Source organism: Burkholderia sp. AU6039 (assembly GCF_002223365.1).
Classification (GTDB): Bacteria; Pseudomonadota; Gammaproteobacteria; order Burkholderiales; family Burkholderiaceae; genus Burkholderia.
The window spans coordinates 735,679-752,480 of record NZ_NKFK01000004.1; the positions used below are offsets into that span (position 1 = coordinate 735,679).

Consider the following 16,802-nt stretch of genomic DNA (forward strand, 5'->3'; position numbering starts at 1 on the left):
TCCTTCGTGCCTATAGCTCGACGCTCGACAGCGCCGGTTCGAGGGCCGCCTTCGGCAGCTTCGCGCGCCGCTCGGGCGGCAGCGCCTGCAATGCGCGGCGCCCGCGCAGCCCCAGGAAATATTCGTGGATGAACGGATGGTCGACGTTCGCGGCCTCCTCGACCGGCGCGGCGACCAGCACCTTGCGGTCGGCCAGCACCGCGACGCGCGTGGACAGCGCGACCATCGTGTCGAGATCGTGCGTCACCATCACGACGGTCAGCCCGAGCGTGCGGTGCAGCGTCGCGATCAGCTCGACGAATTCGTCCGACGCCTGCGGATCGAGGCCGGCCGTCGGCTCGTCGAGGAACAGCAGCTCGGGCTCGAGCGCGATCGCGCGCGCGATGCCCACCCGCTTGACCATCCCGCCCGACAGCGCGGCCGGCATCTTCGACGCGTGCTTGCACGGCAGCCCGACCATCTCGAGCTTCAGCATCACGATGTCGTGCAGCAGGTCCGGCGGCACGCGGCCGAGCTCGCGCAGCGGCTGCGCGACGTTGTCGAACACCGTCATCGACGAGAACAGCGCGCCCTGCTGGAACAGCATCCCGGAGCGCGTGCGCATCATCCGCGCGCTCGCGTCGTCGATCGTCGCGGTATCTTCGCCGAATACCTTGATCGTGCCCGACGTCGGCCGCTCGAGGCCGAGGATCTGCCGCACGAGCGTGGTCTTGCCGGAGCCCGAGCCGCCGACGATCGACACGATCTCGCCGCGCCGCACGTCGAAGTCGAGCTTCTGGTGAATGATGTTGCGCCCGTAGCGCTTGGTCAGGTTGCGCACCTCGATCACGAGGTCGCCGCCGTCGGCCGCCGCGGCCGGCCGGGTGCCGACCGAGCCGGCGCCGATGGCCGCGGCATGCGCGGTCGTTTCGTTCGATGCGTTCATCCGAGCCCCACGTTCTGGAACAGGATCGCGAACACCGCGTCGGCGAGGATCACGACCGTGATCGACGTCACGACCGACGTGGTCGTGCCTTCGCCGAGGCTCTGCGAGTTCGCCTTGATCCGGAAGCCGAAATGGCAGGCGACCAGCGCGATCAGCATGCCGAACACGACGCCCTTGCCCACCCCGATGTACAGGTTCGCGATCGGCACGACGCCCGGCAGCGAGCGCACGAAATAGTTGACGTCGATGCCGAGCACGAGCTTCGCGGCGAGCGCGCCGCCCGTCAGCGCGATGATGTTGGTCCACATCACGAGCAGCGGCATCGCGATGCCGAGCGCGAGCACGCGCGGCAGGATCAGCCGCAACCCGTGCGGGATGCCCATCACGCGCATCGCGTCGAGCTCCTCGGTCACGCGCATCACGCCGATCTGCGCGGTGATCGCCGAGCCCGAGCGGCCGGCGACGAGAATCGCCGACAGCACCGGGCCGAGCTCGCGGATCACCGACAGCCCGAGGATGTTCACGATGTAACGGTTCGCGCCGAACATCTGCAGTTGCTGTGCAGAAAGGTAGCTGAGCACGATGCCGATCAGGAACGCGACGAGCGCGGTGATCGGCAGCGCCTGCGCGCCGGCGCTGTAGATGTTCGCCGAGGTTTCCTTCCACGGCATCGTCTTCGGGCGGCGCAGCACCGACAGTGCATCGAGGATCACGAGGCCGAACATCGCGATACCGCCCTTCAGGTGTTCGCCGAACGCGAACAGCATGAAGCCGAAGCGCGTGATCGGGCCGAAGCGCACCACGCGCTCGGGCGCCTCGCGCTCGCTGTCGAGCCGCTCGATGCGCTCGAAGATCGTGCGCTGGGTCACGCTCAGCGCGACGCCGGCCGGCAGCTTGCGGCCCCACACGCGCCACAGCGCCTGGCCGCCGACGTGGTCGAGCCGCTCGATGCCGGACAGATCCCATTCGCTCACGCGCCCGGACGCGATGCTCGCGATACGGCGCGCCACCGCGCCGCGATTGCGTGCAAGCGCGAGCGCGGTCCACTGGCCGTACAGGCGCACCGTCTGGCCCTGGCCGCCGGCGTCGACCGACAGGCCGGGAGGAGTCTCGAAGTCCAAGGGCAGGTTGTTTGCAAAAAGGTGACAGCGGCCATTGTAGCGAACCGCCCGACGACGCGACGTGAGGATTTCCGTGGGGCGCCTGGCCGCGGGCGACTGGCCGGGGCGCCTGACCGGAGCGCCCGCCCCGGGAGCCGCGTGGAAGCCGCCGCCCCCGGCCCGTTGCCGGCTTCATCACCTTTCATTCTTCCGTCACGATTCCTTTCGATACTCTCACGCGCCGCACATCAGGCCGTCGGCGCCCCGCGCCGCCAATCGTTGCGACTCTCGCCTTTCATAAAACAGAACACCGAACAGGACAACCGATGCGTCTCCCCCTGCTTTCCCGCCGTCGCGTGCCGGCCATCGCCGCGCTCGCCAGCCTCGCCTTCATCCTCGCCGCCTGTGGCGGCGACGACGTCACCTCGCCGCCCGCGACGCCGCCGGCAGCCCAGGCGCCCGTCGGCACGACGGCCACGCTCGCCCTGCTCGAGACGACCGACCTGCACACCAACGTGCTGTCGTATGACTATTTCAAGCTCGCCGCCGACAACTCGCTCGGCTTCGAACGCGTGTCGACGCTGATCGCGCAAGCGCGCGCGCAGTATCCGAACACGCTGCTGCTCGACAACGGCGACACGATCCAGGGCACCGCGCTGTCGGACTACCAGGCGCTCGTGAAGCCGGTCGGCTGCGACCAGACGCTCGCGATCTACAAGGTGATGAACGCGGCGAAATTCGACGGCGGCGGGATCGGCAACCACGAATTCAACTACGGACTGCCGTACCTGTCGCAGGTGACCGGCAACACGTTCGAGGTCGACGGCCTGCCGGCGCCGGCCCAGCAGAAAAAGTGCGCGGGCCCGAACTTCCCGCAGGTGCTCGCGAACGTGATCAGCGCGAAGACCAACGCGCCGCTGTTCACGCCGTACACGATCCTGACCCGCACCGTGACCGCGACGACGCCGGACGGCAAGACGGTCAGCGCGCCCGTGAAGATCGGCATCATCGGCTTCACGCCGCCCGCGATCATGAGCTGGGACAAGCGCTGGCTCGACGGCAAGGTCTACACGACCGGCCTGAAGGAAGCCGCCGAGAAGTACATTCCGGAGATGCGCGCGAAGGGCGCCGATCTCGTCGTCGCGATCTCGCACGGCGGCCTCGACAATTCCGCGTATTCGCCGACGATGGAGAACGGCAGCTGGTGGCTGTCGAAGGTGACCGGCATCGACGCGATGCTGATCGGCCACTCGCACCAGGTGTTCCCGGACGCGAACAGCACCGTGTCGCAGTTCAACCTGCCGGGCGTCGACAAGGTCAAGGGCACCGTCAACGGCGTGCCGACCGTGATGGCCAACTACTGGGGCAAGCACCTCGGCGTGATCAAGCTCGGCCTGAAGTTCGACGGCAAGACGTGGAGCGTCGACAAGTCGCAGACGACCGTCGAGGCACGGCCGATCCAGAACGCCGACAAGAGCTACGTCGCGGCCGATCCGTCCGTGTCCGCCGCGATCGCCGCCGAGCACCAGGCGACGATCGACTACGTGAAGACGCCGATCGGCTCGACCGACTACCGGATGAACTCGTACTTCGCCGATGTCGGCGATCCGGGCGCGATCCAGATCGTCAACGAGGCGCAGGCCGACTACGTGAAGACCTACGTGCAGGCGAACCTGCCGCAATACGCGTCGCTGCCGGTGCTGTCGGTCAGCGCGCCGTTCAAGAGCGGCTTCGGCGGCGGCACCGACTACACCGACGTCGCGCCGGGCGCACTCGCGATCAACAACGCGGCCGACCTGTACCTGTACCCGAACACCGTGTACGCGGTGAAGGTGAGCGGCGCCGACGTGAAGAACTGGCTCGAAACGGCCGCGAAGCGCTTCAACCGCATCGACCCGACCAAGGCGACCGTGCAGCCGCTCGTCAGCACGTTCCCCGGCTACAACTTCGACATGTTCACGTCGGCCGATCTCGCGTATGAAATCGACGTCACGCAGCCGGTCGGCAGCCGGATCAAGAACCTGACGTACAAGGGTGCGGCGATCGACCCGAACGCGCAGTTCATCGTCGCGACCAACAACTACCGCGCGAGCGGCGGCGGCAACTTCCCCGGCCTCGACGGCAGCAAGACGATCTTCGCGTCGCCCGACGCGAACCGCGACGTGCTGATCGCGTTCGTCAAGAAGCGCGGCGCCATCACGCGCGCGGCCGACGGCGCGCAGCGCAGCTGGCGCTTCACGAAGCTCGCGAGCTCGGTCGCGCACGTGCAGTTCGCGTCCGCGCCGAACCGCCTCGGCGACGCGGCGGCCGCCGGCCTGACCGGCATCACGCAGGTCGCGGCCGACGACGGCTCGGGCAAGAACCTCGCCACTTACGAAATCGACCTCACGCAATGAGACCCGCGATGCAACCGATCCGGACGATGCGGCCGGCCGAAACCGGCCTCGCCGCCGCCGCGCGGCGCCTGCTGCGCGCGAAACTCCCGCCGGCCGCGCTGCTCGCGACGGCGGCCGTGACCGTTGCGGCCGTCGTCGCGGCAGCCGGCCTGCGCGGCGCCAGCCCCGCGCCGAGCGCCGCGCAGCTCGACGAGTGGCAGGCGATGGTCACCCAGGCCACCGAGCCGCATGCGCTCGCGCAGTTGCGCACGCTGGCGCGCCGCGGCTCGGGCGACGCGCAGGCGGCGCTCGGCATCGCGCTCGTCGACGCGCGCGAACCGGGCTTGCGCGACGAGGGGCGCGGCTGGCTGGAAACGGCCGCGGCGGCAGACGGCAAGGCCGACGCGCCGGCCGCCCGGCGTGCGCAGCTCGCGCTCGGCAAGGCGTTGCTGCTCGGCAGCAGCGGCATGCCGAAGGACTACGCACGTGCCCGCACGCTGCTCGGCGAAGCGGCCGCGCAGGGCGACCCGGCCGCCGCGTATTACCTCGGGCTGATCTATCGCAGCGGCTACGGCGTCGCCGCCGATCCCGTGCAGGCCGCGCACTGGTTCGACGTCGCGTCGCGCGCGGACATCCCGGCCGCGGACTTCATGCTCGCGAACGCGTACCGCGAAGGCAGCGGCGTGCCGCGCGACGAGGCGCGCGCGCTGGCGCTGTATCGCCGCGCCGCCGAGCACGAGCTGCCGGAAGCCGTGCAGACGCTCGCGATGGCCTATCGCAACGGCGAACTCGGGCTCAAGCCCGACGCGGACGAGTTCCACGCGCAGTGGATCGAGACCGCGCATGCGCTGAAACACCCGGTCGTCGCGCCGTAACGGTTCGTCCGCACGCACCGGCATCCCACCGGCTGCATGACGCGCATGCCCCGACGCCCCGCGCATCGATCACCCTGCAACGGAATCGATCGAGGGGCGCGGGCGTACGCGCCTGTTGCATTGCCGCCCCCCCGGCTGCGCCACGTCGATCGTTCGATACGCGGCATTGCATTAACATGCAGCCTCACAATAAAACCTGAGAGAACTGCATCCATGTCCCATCGCCTTTCCAGGCTTGGCGCCGCTGCCGTCGGCGCCGTCGCCCTCGTCATTGCCGGCGCACCGCTCACCGCACGCGCCGCGCCGCCCGCCCAGCCCGACATCTTCAACGCCGCGCTTTGCAAGCCGCCGTTCACGTCGGATCTGATGGACGCGATCTACAACATCGCCAAGGCGGCCGATCCGAAGCCGGACGAATCGATGCTGGGCGCCGCTGTCTATCGCCTGCCGGAGCCGATCCACCGCGACGGCTTCACGACGCAGCAGGTCGTGTTCGTCAGTACCGGAATCGGCGTGCTCGTGGACGGCGAAGTCGCCGACCAGCTCGCGAAACGCTACCAGCTCACCCTCGAGAAGGGCCACCTGCTGGGCGCGTCGTCTGTCGGCTATTCGCGCCGGCTGACGGTCCGCGGCCCGGGTGGTGCGCTGATCCTCGTGTCGGCCCGCCAGGGCCCGGCGCTGAAGGGCAAGACGCTGCTGGCCTGCGAAATGACGTCCGAGGAGGACATCAAGGCGCTGGAGCGGATGGAAAGGCATTGAGCCAGGCGGCGCTGCGGCGCCGTTCGCATGCGGGCGGCCGCGCGCCGCCCTGCCCGGCCGCGTGCGTCGCCCGACGCGCGCCATCGCCCCCTGTCGCTACAATAGGCGCCATGAACGCCCCCACCTCCTCCGACACGCCCGATTCCGGCGACGCGCACATCGCGCGCAACCGGCTCGAGGCGCACCTGGACGCCGCGCCGCGTGCGTGGCCGCTCGACATCGTCGCCGCCACCGGCTCGACCAACGCCGACGTCGCCACCCGGCTCAAGGCGCTGCCGCGCAACGCGAACGCGTTGCCCGCGCCACTCGTGCGCGTCGCGTTCGAGCAGACGGCCGGCCGCGGCCGGCAGGGCCGCCCGTGGTTCGCGCAGCCCGGCAATGCACTGCTGTGCTCGGTCGGCTGCATCGTGCCGCGCCCCGTCGAAGCACTCGGCGGCCTCAGCATCGCGATCGGCGTCGCGCTCGCCGAAGGGCTGGCCGCGCTGCCGCTCGACGCCCATACGCGCGTCGCGCTCAAATGGCCGAACGACCTGCTGCTGACCGCCACCGACGACGGCACGCCGCGCATCGTCGGCAAGCTCGCCGGGATCCTGATCGAAACCGCGTGGACCAGCGCCGACGCCACCGCCGTCGTGATCGGCTTCGGCATCAACGTGCGCGGCGCGGAAGCCGTCGCCGCGCAGGTCGACGCGCTGCGCGCGCGTGAAGCGACGCTCGCGAGCGGGCTGCCGCCCGCCGCGCTGTCGATCGCGTGCGCATCGGCCAACCTCACCGACACGCTCGCCGCGTCGCTGAACGCACTCACGCCCGCGCTCGCGCAGTTCGGCGCCGAAGGGCTCGCGCCGTTCCTGCCGCGCTGGCACGCGCTGCACGCGTACGCGGGGCGTGAAGTCGTGCTGCTCGAACAGGGCGTCGAACGCGTGCGCGGCATCGCGACGGGCATCGACGCGACCGGCCAGTTGCTGCTCGAAACGCCGGACGGCGTGCAGGCGATCGCCGCCGGCGACGTATCGCTGCGCGAAGCGCAATGAACGAGCCGCACCTGCTGATCGACGCCGGCAACAGCCGGATCAAGTGGGCACTCGCCGATGCGCAGCGCACGCTCGTCGAGACGGGCGCGTTCGGCCACACCCGCGACGGCGGCGCCGATCCCGACTGGTCGGCCCTGCCGCGTCCGCGCGGCGCGTGGATCTCGAACGTCGCGGGCGCCGACGTGGCCGCCCGGCTCGACGCGCTGCTCGACGCACGCTGGCCGGGCCTGCCGCGCACGACGATACGCGCGCGTCAGACGCAGTGCGGCGTGACGAACGGCTATACGACGCCCGACCAGCTCGGCAGCGACCGCTGGGCCGGACTGATCGGCGCGCACGCGGCGTTTCCGGGCGAGCACCTGCTGATGGCGACGTTCGGCACCGCGACGACGCTCGAGGCGCTGCGCGCGGACGGCCGCTTCACGGGCGGGCTGATCGCACCGGGCTGGGCGCTGATGATGCGCGCGCTCGGCACGCACACCGCGCAGTTGCCGACGCTGACCACCGACATCGCGAGCGGCCTGCTCGCCGGCGCACCGGCCGAACCGTTCCAGGTCGATACGCCGCGCTCGCTGTCGGCCGGCTGCCTGTATGCGCAGGCCGGGCTGATCGAACGCGCGTGGCGCGATCTCGCGGATGCGTGGCAGGCGCCCGTGCGGCTCGTGCTGGCCGGCGGCGCGGCGGACGACGTCGCGCGTGCGCTGACGCTCCCGCATACGCGGCACGATGCGCTGATCCTGTCCGGGCTCGCGCTGATCGCCGCGGAAGCGGCAACCGCCACGCCGACGCAGGCGTGACGGAAAAGCGCCGGCATCGCGCCGGCGCACGGCAACGCGAGCCCGTGCGGGCCCGCGTCACGATGACGGTGAAGCACGGGCGGCGCCATGCTGGCGCCCGCGTGCACGGTCAACGGCAGGAACGAGAACGAATGAAATCGCCGGCGATGCGGCCGGCCCGATTGAATGACGTGAACCACGTCAATGACGACGAGGAGTGTCGACGATGCTGCGCTGGCTGATCGCTGTTCTCTTTCTCGCCAACATGCTCGCGTTCGTGGTGGCGCGCGGCGTGTTCGGGCCGCTGCCGGCGGCCGGCCCGCGCGAACCCGGCGTGCTGGCGCGACAGGTGCGGCCCGATGCGCTGCGCGTGACGCCGCTCGCACGGGCCACCGACCAGCCCGTCATCGGCGGCCCGATCGCGCCGCCGTCCGTCACGGCCGAGCCGCTCGCGGCGTCCGCGCCCTGACGGCGCCGGGCCGCGCTCAGGACTGCTGCGCGCGCACCTTCTTCAGCAACGCAGTGGTCGAGCGATCGTGCTCGAACGGAATCGCCAGCGCCCGGCCGCCCCAGCCACGCACCAGCGCCGATTCCGGCAACGCATCCATGTCGTAGTCGCCGCCCTTCACGAGGATGTCCGGCCGGACTGCCTCGATCAGCGACACCGGCGTCTTTTCCTCGAACGTCACGACCCAGTCGACGCTTTCCAGCGCCGCGAGCAGCGCCGCGCGGTCTTCCTGGCGATTGATCGGCCGGTCGTCGCCCTTGCCGAGCATGCGTACCGATGCGTCGCTGTTCACGCCGACGATCAGGCATGCGCCGAGCGCCTTCGCGTCGGCAAGATAGGTGACGTGGCCGCGGTGCAGGATGTCGAACACGCCGTTGGTGAACACGACGGGCGACGGCAGCGACGCGCGCAGGGCGACGAGGGCATCACGGGTGATCAGCTTGCGTTCGAAGGTGGCGGACATGATCGGAGTCGGACGGAATGGGCCACGGCGCACGCGGCGGCGGCGCCAGATAAAAAGCCCGCCGGACTGACCGGGCGGGCTTCATGCAACGGGTACGACATCGCGCAACGCGGCCGGCGCGATTCACGCCGGCTGCGGCGCCAACCGGCCTCAGGCCGGCTGCGCGGCCGACGACGGGCCGCTTTCGGCCTGCAGGCGGCCGGTGACTTCCTTGCGGTAGCGGTTCAGCTCCTGCGCGGTCGCGAACGTGCGCTCGAACAGGATCGACAGGTTGTGCAGGATCCGTTCGACCACCTTCTTTTCCCACTCGCCGTCGAAGCGGATCTGCTCGTCGAGCCAGCGCTCGAGCCATTCCGGATCGGGCAGGCGCGACTGCACGGTGTCGCGCGGGAACAGCGCCTGGTTCACGTGCAGGTTGGTCGGGTGCAGCGGCTTCTCGGTGCGGCGCGCCGACGCCATCAGCACGCCGATCTTCGCGAATGCGGCACGCGCGACGTCGCCGCAGTTGTTCAGCGCCTTCTTCATGTAGCGCAGGTACGCGCCGCCGTGGCGCGCTTCATCGCGCGAGATGGTTTCGTAGATCTGCTTGATGACCGGCTCGGTGTGCCAGTCGGCCGCGCAACGGTACCAGTGGTTCAGGCGGATCTCGCCGCAGAAGTGCAGCATCAGCGTCTCGAGCGGCGGCGCCGGGTCGAACTGGAAGCGCACCGCGTGCAGTTCCTCTTCGGTCGGCACCATTTCCGGCTTGAAGCGGCGCAGGTATTCCATCAGCACGAGCGAATGCTTCTGCTCTTCGAAGAACCACACGCTCATGAACGCGGAAAAGTCGCTGTCGTGCTGGTTGTCGCGCAGGAACATTTCCGTCGCGGGCAGCGCCGACCATTCGGTGATCGCGTTCATCTTGATCGTCTTCGCCTGCTCGTCGGTGAGCAGCGAAGCGTCGAACTTGTCCCACGGAATGTCCTTCTCCATGTCCCAGCGGACGGCTTCGAGCGATCGGTAAAGTTCCGGATAAAGCATCGTGTTCATGATGGTCCCACCCCTGTTCTGCGCAATGCGACTTCTCTAAACGTGACTGTTGCCGCGCAAGCGCGCCCGAGCGCGCCTTTTGCAGCCAAGACTCTAATTTTACGCGGGAAACCGGCCAGCCGGACGGTGATTCCTCGTCCGGCAGCCGGGCGGCCGCGCCGCCGCCGTTGCGGCATGCCGCAGCCACGCTCCGCGAACGGAACCGGCTGCACGCTTGCCTGAGTGGGGGGCCGGCGCTGGCCGGCTCGTTGGCGCGCCCGTCCCCTGCCCCAGGCGGGTTCCCCGAAAGGTCCCGTGCGGATGCCGGATCGGCGGGCTGCTCGATATGGTGTATACGGCGGCGGCCATGATATCACGCGTGCATGACGGTTCCGAGACGCCTGCCCGGTCGTGCGCCGCCAATCGCGGTGCGGCGATCGGTCGCGGCCGACCGTCGCGAAAACGCAACCTTACATTTTCCTGCAAGCATCAGACCCGTATTTCTCCGGTCGCGAGGCCGTCTTCCGGCGGCATGCCGGCGGCCGGCGCGCTGCCGCCGTCCGCTCGCGCGATCCAGCCGGCCAGCGTGTCGCGCTGCGCACGCCCGTCGCGGTAGCCGAGCTCGATCAGTTCGCGCGTGAACGCCTCCTCGAACAGCAGGTAGCTCGCGAACGACGCGCCGGCCGGCTGGCTGCCGCCGATCGCGCCGAGCAGCCCGCGCATCGTCGCCGGCATCTGCTTCAGGTGCTTCGCGGCGATCAGCTCGATGCGCTCGGACGGCGCGATCGCGAGTACGTCGACGTGCCGCCAGCCGCTGTCCAACTCGACCTGGTGCGGCAGGTGCTCGATCATCCGGTTGATGTGCTCGATGCGCTCGATGTCCGAGCCGATCGAGTCGAGGAACACGCTCGCGAGCACCTGCTGGCCGATCTGCGCGAGCGTCGGGTAGCCGCGCACCAACCCGTGGCCGTTCGCGGCCGGAATCTCGGGCCGCGGGTCGGCCGCGCCGACCACGACGATCCGGTCCGCGCCGAAGTGGATCGCCGGCGACAGCGGCGCGATCTGCCGGATCGAGCCGTCGCCGAAGTATTCGATCTGCCCGTCGAGCACGAGCGGCACGGCCGGGAACACGAACGGAATCGCCGACGACGCGAGCAGGTGCGACGCCGACAGGTCGACGAGCCGCGCGGTGCGCTGCGCGCGCCGCCACGCCTGGATCGGCTGGGCGGCCTGGTAGAACGTGAGGTGCCGCCCGCTCGAATAGCTGAGCGCCGTCACCGAAAGCGCGTGCAGCAGGCGCGCCTCGAGCATTTGCTCGATCCGGTGGAAGCTCAGCTCGCGCTGCAACAGATGCGCGAGCGGCGCATTGTCGAGCAACCCGCGCGGCGAGCGGCGGGCCGCCCAGCCGAAGGTCATCGTCGCCAGCCAGCGTGCGCCGGCGGCCGCGATGCCGAGCCAGTCGGTGCGATACACGTAGTCGGCGCGCAACGGCTCCCAGAATTCGAGCAGGCGCCGCACGCCATGGGAAAAGTCGTCTGCATGGCTCGCGATCGACGTCGCGTTGATCGCGCCGGCCGACGAGCCGCACACCACCGCGAACGGCAGCGTGTGCCGCAACGGATCGGCCTCGCGCGCGATCTCGGCCAGCGCTTTCAGCACGCCGACCTGATAGGCGGCGCGTGCGCCGCCTCCCATCAGCACGAGCGCGAGCCGCATGATCGACCTGCTACCTGCGCCGCGTCACGTCGAACGCTTCGGCGGACGGGTTTCGGGCGACGATGCGGCGGCCGCGCGCGCCGCGGCCGAACCGGCCGCACCGGCCGACTTCGCGCGCTTCGCGGCAGGCTTGCGCGGCGCGGCGGCGGCCGGTGCCGGCTTCGCGGCCGGCTCCGGCGCAGCGGCCGCGTCCGGCGGCGCATCGCCCGGCGCGGCGGGCTGCATGCCCGGCTGCGCCATCGCGAGGCTCGCGAGCTGGTTGAACTGCGACTGCAGCAGGTTCCACCAGCCCGACGGGTCGAACGCCTGCTGCGCGGCGTCGCCGGCCGCTGCCGCCGACGCGTCGGCCTCCGGTGCCGGCGGTGCATCGCTCGACGTCGCCGACGCGTGCTTCGCCGCATGCGCGGCCGCGACGGCCGCTTCCTCGGCCGCCGACATCGAGCTCTGCGCGAACGCGCCGAACGCACGCAGCGTCGCGAGCGTCGCGCGCTGCACCTCAAGCGCCTGGATCGCGGACTGCAGCATCCCGAGGTTGAGCTTCAGCCACTGCTCGACCGCGCGCAGATCGGTGATCCGCTTGTCGAGCTCCTCGACGCTCGTGAGCGGCGCCATCATGTCGGACATGCTCGACAGCGACGGCGGCAGCCCTTGCGTGGCGCCCGGGAACGACGTCATCCCGCCGAACGGCGACATCCGCATCATGTCCCACATCCGGTCCATCATGTCGGCGGGCTTGAAGCCGGCAAAGCCGGCGAAAGGGTTGGAGCCGGAGGCATCGGTCGTCATACGGGCATCCTGGTTGACTGGGTGAGAGCGAGGCGGCCGCCATGCGTCGCGCGAGCCGCGCCTGGGTCGATCATAGCGCCGGCGCGTGTCAGAACGGCGCGTCGCCGGGAAACTCGGGCGGGCGCCGCTCGCGCAGCGAGCGAATGCCTTCCTGCACGTCGGGCCCCGAAAAACCCATGAATTCGAGCGCCAGCGACGTATCGAAGGTCGGCCCGGCCGTGCGCAGCCAGTTGTTCAATGCGTACTTGGTCCAGCGGATCGCCGACTGCGAACCGTGCGCGAGCCGCTCGGCCACTTCGTAGGCCTTCGGCAGCAGGTCGGCCGGCTCGACCGCGAGCGAGACCAGTCCGATCCGCTCGGCCTCCTCGCCGCTCACCGGCTCGCACAGCATCAGGTAGTACTTCGCCTTCGCCATCCCGCACAGCAGCGGCCACACGATCGCCGCATGGTCGCCGGCCGCGACGCCGAGCCGCGTGTGGCCGTCGATGATGCGCGCATCCTTCGCGGCGATCGAGATGTCGGCGAGCAACCCGGCGACGAGCCCCGCGCCGACGGCCGGGCCATGCATCGCCGAGACGATCGGCTTGCTGCAGTTGATCACGTTGTAGACGAGGTCGCGCGCCTCGCGCCACACGCGGGCGCGCACGTCGAAGTCGTTCGCCATGTCCTCGACGAGCGCGAGGTCGCCGCCCGCCGAGAAGCCCTTGCCTTCGCCGCGAATGACCGCGACGCGCGTGTCGGGATCGCGGTCGACGTCGCGCCAGATGTCGGCGAGCTCGCGATGCATGCGTGCGTTCGCGGTCGCGAGGCCGCTGCGGTTCGCGCCCTCGCCGCTCATCACGATGTCGAGCACGCCATGGTCGCGGCGCGTCACCTTCAGTGCTTCGTAACCGCCGTACGCGGCGAGATCGGCCATGCGCTGCTCCTTGCTCGAGGCTCTCGCGCCCCTGAATCGAGTGTAGCCAAGCCCGCGCGGGCAAACATCAGGCGAAACCCGGCGCGCGGGCCGGGCCCGGGTTTCGCGAAAGCGGAGCGCTGCGTGCTCCGCGTGACTTACGCCGCGCCGTCGGGCGGCGCGACCGACTGCTCGATTGCGCCGAAGATCGACTTGCCGGCCGTGTCGAACATCTCGATGCGCACGGTGTCGCCGTAGCGCATGAATTCCGTCTGCGGCGCGCCGTGCTCGATCGTCTCGAGGCAGCGCTTCTCGGCGATGCAGCAGTAGCCGCGCTTCGCGTCCTTGTTCGACACCGTGCCCGAGCCGACGATCGAGCCGGCGCGCAGGTTGCGCGTCTTCGCCGCGTGCGCGATCAGCTGGCCGAAGTGGAACACCATGTCGGTGCCGGCATCGGGCTGGCCGACCTTCTTGCCGTTCCAGTGGACGATCATCGGCCGGTGCACGCGGCCTTCGCGCCATTCGTCGCCGAGCTCGTCGGGCGTCACGGCGACCGGCGCGAACGCGGTGGCCGGCTTGCTCTGGAAGAAGCCGAAGCCCTTCGCGAGCTCGGCCGGAATCAGGTTGCGCAGCGACACGTCGTTCACAAGCGTGACGAGCCGCACGGCCTTCAGCGCTTCGTCGGGCGTCGCGCTCATCCGCACGTCGCCGGTGATCACCGCGACTTCCGCCTCGAAATCGATGCCCCATTCCTCGGACGGGCACACGACGTCGTCGCGGGCCCCGAGAAAATCGTCGCTGCCGCCCTGGTACATCAGCGGATCGGTCCAGAATTCGGGCGGCATCTCCGCGCCGCGCGCGCGGCGCACGAGCTCGACGTGGTTCACGTACGCGGAGCCGTCGGCCCACTGGAACGCGCGCGGCAGCGGCGCCATGCAGTTGGCCGGATCGAACGCGAACGCATTGCGCGCGCGGCCGTGGTTCAGTGCGTCGTACAAGTCGCGCAGCTGCGGCGCGTAGAACGCCCAGTCGTCGAGGACGCGCTGCAGCGTCGGCGCGATCGCGTCGGCGATCGCCGCGGTGTGCAGGTCGCGCGACACGACGATCAGCTGGCCGTCGCGCGTGCCGTCCTTCAGCGAAGCAAGTTTCATAAGGGGACTCTGGCGTTGTAGTGACGATGGAGGGAATCTATTTTACGATGGTGAATCCCTGCGGCGCGCTGCGATCGTGCGTGCCGTTTTCGCCCCGATTTTTCGGCCCGGTTTTTCAGCCCGCTTCCTGCCGCTTTTCGCGCCCCTGCCGCCCATGCCCGCCAGCCCGCTTCCCGACGACGATCTCGCCGACTCCGACACCGACGACGCCGCTTCCGGCGAGCACGGCGAGAAGGTCCGTTCCGGCATCCAGTCGATCGAGGTCGGCTTCCGCCTGCTCGACGTGCTGACGAGCGAGCCGCGCGCGATGATGCTGCGCGACCTCGCGCAGCGCGCGGGCATGAGTCCTGCGAAGGCGCACCGTTACCTGGTCAGCTTCTCGCGGCTCGGCGTGGTGTCGCAGGATCCCGTCTCCGGCCGCTACGAGCTCGGCGGCTTCGCGCTGCAGATGGGGCTCGCGCGACTCGCACGCGTCGACGGCGTGAAGCTCGCGCGGATCGCGCTGACCGAATTCCGCGACCGGCTCGACCAGACGGTCGGCATCGCCGTGTGGGGCAACCAGGGGCCGACGATCGTGCACTGGATGGAATCGAGCCACCCGGCGAAGGCGTCGCTGAAGCTCGGCGACGTGATGCCGCTGCTCGGCTCCGCGACGGGGCTGCTGTTCGCCGCGTACCTGCCGCGCAGCAAGACCGCCGCGATGCTCGAGCGCGAACTCGCCGATACGCGCCGCTCGCCGCACCACGGCGGCCCGCGCACGCTCGACGAGGTCGACGCGGTGCTCGCCGACGTGCGCCGGCACGAGGCCGCGCGCGTCGAGGGGATGCTGCTGCCGACGATCCACGCGTTCTGCATGCCCGTGTTCGATGCGGTCGGCGAACTCGCGCTCGCGATCGTCGCGCTCGGCCAGGAAGGCTCGTTCGACATTGCATGGGGCGGCGAGATCGACACCGCGCTGCGCGCCTGCGCGCAGAAACTGTCTTACGAACTCGGCTATAGTCCCGACGCGCGCGACGCCTGACGCATCCGGTAACCGCCCCCGGCACCTGCCCGTCAAGCAGCGCGAACGTGCGGCGCATTCGACAGTCCGATTCCTGTGGCGCGCGCCGCGCGCCCGAGCTCACGCGAACGCCCCGATCCTGTTCCGATGCCCATGCAGCCTGCCGACACCCGCCCGAGTCACGCCTTGCCCCGCCACTGGCTGCGCGTGGGCATTGCGCTCGTCATCGTGCTGGTGCTGCACGCGCTCGCCGCGTTCTGGCTGATGCGCAACCGCGACGCGTTCACGCCGCCCGCGCCCGCCGAAGTCCCCATTCAGATCGAGCTGCTGAAACCGCAACCGATCGAGCGCCAGCCCGCGCCGCCTGCGCCGAAGCCGGTCGAGCCGCCGGCCGCGCCCGCGCCGGCGGCCCCGAAGGCCGCCGCACCGAAACCCGCGCCTGAGCCGGTCCTCACGTCGACGCAAACGGCCGAGCACGGCGAGCCGCCGGCCGCCGCGTCCGCCGCGAGTGGTGTGCCCGCCGCATCGGGCGAGCATGCCGCGTCGGCTGCCAGCGCCGCCAGCACCGCGACTCCGGGCCCCGCGACGAACGGCGTGAAGTTCAACGCGCCGCCGTCCGGTGACCTGCAGTACGACACGTTCTACAACGGCATGCAGAACATGATCGGCACGATCCACTGGCGCACCGACGGGCACACCTACGACCTGTCGGTGTCGATGCCCGTGCCGTTCGTCGGCCCGTTCACCTACCGCAGCGAAGGCCGCATCGACGCGTTCGGCGTCGCGCCCGAGCGCTACGTCGAGAAGCGCGGCAAGCGGCCGGAGGACATCGCGATCTTCAACCGCGAGAGTCGGCAGGTCGTGTTCACGCGCACGCCGAACAACGCGCCGCTGCCCGACGGCGTGCAGGACCGCTTCAGCATGCTGATGCAGCTGTCGGGGCTCGTGCGCGGCAATCCGTCCGCGTACAAGCCGGGCGTCACGCAGCAGTTCTTCGTGATCGACAACAACAGCGGTGAGACCTGGCCGATCACCGTGATCGGCGACGAGCAGGTGCAGACGCAGGCCGGCATCATCGGCGCGCGGCACTTCATGCGCCTGCCGCGGCGCGACGGCGATACGCGCCGCATCGACATGTGGCTCGCACCGTCGCTCGGCTGGCTGCCCGCGCGGCTCGTGCAGACCGAACCGAACGGCGCGCAGATCGAGCTGTTGTGGCATGGCCGGCTCGCGGCGCCGGGCGTATCGTCCGACGAAGCACCCGCAGGCGGCGCAACGCATGCGCCCGCCGGTGCGCCGACGCCCGACGCATCAACCGCTCCCGCCGCGGAACCGGCACAACCCGCGCCGCCGGCCACCGTGCAACCGCCGGCACAACCGGCTGCGCCGCCCGCGCCCTCGCCTGTCACATCGCCTGTCACACAGTGAACTCGC

Annotated in this window: 16 protein-coding genes; 8 read left to right on the plus strand and 8 right to left on the minus strand. The window is 70.2% G+C overall.

What is annotated here, in order from left to right; genetic code table 11:
• Positions 1-10: 10 nt before the first annotated feature.
• Both CFB39_RS16110 and CFB39_RS16115 read right to left on the minus strand, forming a co-directional pair.
• A complete protein-coding gene (locus CFB39_RS16110) occupies positions 11-925 on the minus strand; it encodes an ABC transporter ATP-binding protein (RefSeq protein ID WP_089426422.1) in 915 nt (304 codons plus the stop codon).
• The gene (locus CFB39_RS16115) at positions 922-2,046 is read right to left on the minus strand and encodes an ABC transporter permease (protein WP_089473623.1); all 1,125 of its coding nucleotides are present in this window, start codon (positions 2,044-2,046) and stop codon (positions 922-924) included. Before CFB39_RS16115 ends, CFB39_RS16110 begins: the two co-directional genes overlap by 4 nt.
• Before the next feature lie 305 nt (positions 2,047-2,351).
• Here CFB39_RS16115 and CFB39_RS16120 point away from each other — a divergent pair, with 305 nt between their 5' ends.
• The 6 genes from CFB39_RS16120 (at position 2,352) to CFB39_RS16145 (ending at position 8,310) form a co-directional block, all read left to right on the plus strand.
• A complete protein-coding gene (locus CFB39_RS16120; protein ID WP_089473624.1) occupies positions 2,352-4,421 on the plus strand; it encodes a bifunctional 2',3'-cyclic-nucleotide 2'-phosphodiesterase/3'-nucleotidase in 2,070 nt (689 codons plus the stop codon).
• Positions 4,422-4,429: 8 nt separating this feature from the next.
• The gene (locus CFB39_RS16125) at positions 4,430-5,275 is read left to right on the plus strand and encodes a tetratricopeptide repeat protein (protein ID WP_089473625.1); all 846 of its coding nucleotides are present in this window, start codon (positions 4,430-4,432) and stop codon (positions 5,273-5,275) included.
• A gap of 213 nt (positions 5,276-5,488) precedes the next feature.
• The gene (locus CFB39_RS16130) at positions 5,489-6,034 is read left to right on the plus strand and encodes a hypothetical protein (protein WP_089473626.1); all 546 of its coding nucleotides are present in this window, start codon (positions 5,489-5,491) and stop codon (positions 6,032-6,034) included.
• A 110-nt stretch (positions 6,035-6,144) separates the two neighbouring features.
• Positions 6,145-7,065, plus strand: a complete 921-nt coding sequence (locus tag CFB39_RS16135) for a biotin--[acetyl-CoA-carboxylase] ligase (RefSeq protein ID WP_089473627.1) — start codon at positions 6,145-6,147, stop codon at positions 7,063-7,065.
• A complete protein-coding gene (locus tag CFB39_RS16140) occupies positions 7,062-7,862 on the plus strand; it encodes a type III pantothenate kinase (RefSeq protein ID WP_089473628.1) in 801 nt (266 codons plus the stop codon). Before CFB39_RS16135 ends, CFB39_RS16140 begins: the two co-directional genes overlap by 4 nt.
• Positions 7,863-8,067: 205 nt before the next feature.
• Positions 8,068-8,310: a hypothetical protein gene (locus CFB39_RS16145; RefSeq protein ID WP_089426666.1), complete on the plus strand. Its 243-nt coding sequence runs from the start codon at positions 8,068-8,070 to the stop codon at positions 8,308-8,310.
• Between the two features lie 16 nt (positions 8,311-8,326).
• On the opposite strand, the gene rfaE2 is transcribed toward CFB39_RS16145, so the two are convergent.
• The 6 genes from rfaE2 to CFB39_RS16180 form a co-directional block, all read right to left on the minus strand.
• Positions 8,327-8,812, minus strand: a complete 486-nt coding sequence (gene rfaE2 / locus CFB39_RS16150) for a D-glycero-beta-D-manno-heptose 1-phosphate adenylyltransferase (RefSeq protein WP_089426432.1) — start codon at positions 8,810-8,812, stop codon at positions 8,327-8,329.
• Positions 8,813-8,962: 150 nt separating this feature from the next.
• Positions 8,963-9,841 carry a diiron oxygenase gene (locus CFB39_RS16155; RefSeq protein WP_011353352.1) on the minus strand — a complete coding sequence of 293 codons (879 nt, stop codon included), beginning with the start codon at positions 9,839-9,841 and terminating at the stop codon, positions 8,963-8,965.
• Positions 9,842-10,309: 468 nt separating this feature from the next.
• Entirely contained in the window at positions 10,310-11,536 is a 1,227-nt protein-coding gene (locus CFB39_RS16165) for a patatin-like phospholipase family protein (RefSeq protein WP_089473629.1), read from the minus strand.
• 24 nt (positions 11,537-11,560) lie between these two features.
• The gene (locus tag CFB39_RS16170) at positions 11,561-12,322 is read right to left on the minus strand and encodes a PhaM family polyhydroxyalkanoate granule multifunctional regulatory protein (protein WP_089461700.1); all 762 of its coding nucleotides are present in this window, start codon (positions 12,320-12,322) and stop codon (positions 11,561-11,563) included.
• A gap of 88 nt (positions 12,323-12,410) precedes the next feature.
• On the minus strand, positions 12,411-13,238 hold the full coding sequence (locus tag CFB39_RS16175) for an enoyl-CoA hydratase/isomerase family protein (RefSeq protein ID WP_039346345.1): 828 nt from the start codon (positions 13,236-13,238) through the stop codon (positions 12,411-12,413).
• 137 nt (positions 13,239-13,375) lie between these two features.
• Positions 13,376-14,368 (minus strand): fumarylacetoacetate hydrolase family protein, encoded by a 993-nt coding sequence (locus CFB39_RS16180; protein ID WP_039346348.1) that lies wholly within the window; start codon positions 14,366-14,368, stop codon positions 13,376-13,378.
• Positions 14,369-14,522: 154 nt separating this feature from the next.
• On the opposite strand from CFB39_RS16180, the gene CFB39_RS16185 reads away from it, so the two are divergent.
• Complete coding sequence (locus CFB39_RS16185; RefSeq protein WP_011353357.1) at positions 14,523-15,389, plus strand: IclR family transcriptional regulator; 867 nt, start codon at positions 14,523-14,525, stop codon at positions 15,387-15,389.
• A gap of 126 nt (positions 15,390-15,515) precedes the next feature.
• Complete coding sequence (locus tag CFB39_RS16190; protein WP_089473630.1) at positions 15,516-16,796, plus strand: DUF3108 domain-containing protein; 1,281 nt, start codon at positions 15,516-15,518, stop codon at positions 16,794-16,796.
• The last annotated feature ends 6 nt before the right edge of the window (positions 16,797-16,802 follow it).